The 2638-nt window shown below is 40.2% G+C and carries 3 protein-coding genes; all 3 read left to right on the top strand.

What is annotated here, in order from left to right:
• Positions 1-208: 208 nt before the first annotated feature.
• Positions 209-655, top strand: coding sequence for a VOC family protein (locus AC1DRF_RS22485; RefSeq protein WP_477741732.1), 447 nt, complete (start codon positions 209-211; stop codon positions 653-655).
• A 106-nt stretch (positions 656-761) separates the two neighbouring features.
• Positions 762-1886: a DUF2087 domain-containing protein gene (locus AC1DRF_RS22480; protein WP_477741731.1), complete on the top strand. Its 1125-nt coding sequence runs from the start codon at positions 762-764 to the stop codon at positions 1884-1886.
• A gap of 62 nt (positions 1887-1948) precedes the next feature.
• A partial coding sequence (locus AC1DRF_RS22475) for an MATE family efflux transporter (RefSeq protein ID WP_477741733.1) occupies positions 1949-2638 on the top strand: 690 nt, incomplete at its 3' end.

Raw genomic sequence — 2638 nt, 5'->3', positions numbered from 1 at the left:
GGCTAGAGTGCAGCCATGGGGGTTTTTTTTAGACCTAAGGTTAAAATCTTAGTCAAAACCTACCTACCCATAGTGCTCTGCGGAATTTCAAGGCTGCGTGTTTATGTTGGGGTTTCTCGTTCTTAAGACTGATAATTTTTCATTCTTTGTTAGGAAGCTGTTTGGTGTGTGATGGCTTATAGTAGTAGAAAAGGATGGAGGGAAGGCTATGATTAAGAGTATTTATGAGACGCATGTGCAGGTGCGGAGTTTGGAAGATTCGATTGAGTTTTATAGACGTCTTGGGCTGACGTTTGTTCATAAAATTGAAGAGAGGCGCTGTGCTTTTTTCTTTGTTGGGGAACAAAAGCAGATGCTTGGACTTTGGGAAACCGATGAAAAAGAGTTGAAAAGAAGTCATTTTGCTTTTGGTATTGAAGCAGCGGATATTCATGAAGCGTTAACGTGGCTGCGTTCAAAAGGCATTGAACCGGAAAAGACGTCGTTTGGAAAGCCTCAAACAGAGCCGATTGTTCATACGTGGATGCCAGCGGCTTGCGTGTATTTTAATGACCCTGACGGTAACAGTTTGGRGTTAATTACGCTTTTAAATAATGAGCCTGTCGTATCTAATGATTTTCCATATTTAAGTGAATGGAACAAGAAACAGCAGTGAAAACTGCTGTTTTTTTGTGTATCATAAACATAAGTTTGACATAATAATAAACATATAATATATTTGTTTATAAATTAATAAACAAATAAGAAAGGTGTCTATTTATATGGTAAACGATTTGTTTTGGGAATCATCTTTTGAAGATATGAAGAAAGGGTACGGGGAAAGCGGAGATCACTACCACTGCTTACTGTGCGGTGAAAGCATTGAAAAAGGCATTATTTATCCGGTGGAAGGTGTTTTTTATGAAGCAAAACGCTATATGAAGCTTCATGTGGAACAGCAGCACGGGTCTGTATTCCATCATTTAATAGAGCTAGATAAAGAGGTAACGGGTCTGTCTGATCATCAAAAAAATTTAGTGAAGTTTTTTAAAGAAGGAAAAAGCGACAGCGATATTCAAAAAGAAATGGGAATTGGCAGTTCATCGACCATTCGGAATCACCGCTTTACGTTAAAGAAAAAAGAGCGTCAGGCAAAAGTGTTTTTAACGCTGATGGAACTGTTAAACGACGGGCAAGAAGAGAAGACGGCACCCGTAACAAATACGACACCTAGAAGAAGTCAGCGCTACAGCGTCAGTGATGAAGAGCGTGAAAAAATTTTAGCGAAGAATTTTCCGCAAGGCTTGAACGGACCTCTTCGCACCTTTCACTTGCAAGAAAAACACCGTCTTGTTGTTCTTGAAGAATTAAGCGGACATTTTGATGTTGGAACAACGTATACCGAAAAAGAAGTGAACGATAGGTTAGCACCTTTTTATGATGACTACGCCGTGCTGCGTCGCTATTTAATTGAGTACGGTTTCTTAGAGCGCAGCGCAGACGGAAGCAGCTACTGGAGAAAAGGAGAGACAGAGATGAGCGAAAAAGACTATAAAAAGCAAATGAAGCAGCTAGCGAAAGAAGTAAAAACAGAAGGCGGCGTGTATCAAATAAAAAACCTTCACAACGATAAGATTTACATTGGCTCTACGCCTAACATCAAAACGTTAAACGGCGTAAAGTTCACGTTAAAGACGAACACTCATCAAAATAAAGAGCTTCAAAACGAGTGGAATACGTACGGAGCGGATGCTTTTTCAATCGAGATGCTGGAAACGATTAAAAGAGAAGAAAAAGCACTTTCAAAAAAGGATTTGCTGAAACTGGAAGCGAAATGGTTAGAGAAGCTGCAGCCTTACGGCGAAAAAGGCTATCATTCGCCGAAAGCTGATACAAAGGAGAAATAGGTGTGAAGAATCAAGATGTTAAAAGTGAAGTAGTGGAATCAGAAAAGTCCGTCAGTAAGCTGATGCTTGTATTTTTGATTCCGCTCATGTTAAGTAATGCCATGCAGTCAGTTGGGCAGCTGGCGGGAAGTATTATTGTCGGAAGAGCGCTTGGAGTTGATGCGTTAGCCGCTATTTCCGCTTTTTTTCCTCTGTTTTTTCTGCTCGTGTCGTTTTCGATTGGAATTGGTTCAGGAAGTTCTATTTTAATCGGGCAAGCGTACGGGGCACAAAACGAAAAACGAGTCAAAGAAATTATCGGTACCACGCTCACGTTTACCTTTTTAGTCGGAATTGTGCTTGCTGTTTTGGGAAGCATATTTGCTCCGGATATTCTTCGGATTATGGGAACGCCGGCTAATATTATTGACGTAACGGTTCACTACGCGCGCATTTTGTTTGTGGCGATTCCTGTTTTGTTTTTATACTTTGTTTATACGACGTTTATGCGCGGAACCGGAGACTCTAAAACGCCTTTTTACTTTTTAGTTGTGAGTACGGTCTTAAACATCATTTTCCTGCCGATTTTAATTTTTGGATGGATCGGAGTGCCAAAGCTTGGAGTGTACGGTGCTGCGTACGCAACGGTGTTTTCAACTGTATTAACGTTCATTATTATGATTATCTATTTACGCAAGAAAAATCATCCGTTAAAGTTTGACTCATCTATTTCATTAAAAATGGACGGAACGCTTTTAAAGCTGCTTATGCGT

It is taken from the genome of Priestia sp. P5_B4, from assembly GCF_056400385.1.
Note: the sequence above shows the minus strand (reverse complement) of the source record. Positions and strands in the feature narration are given on the sequence as shown.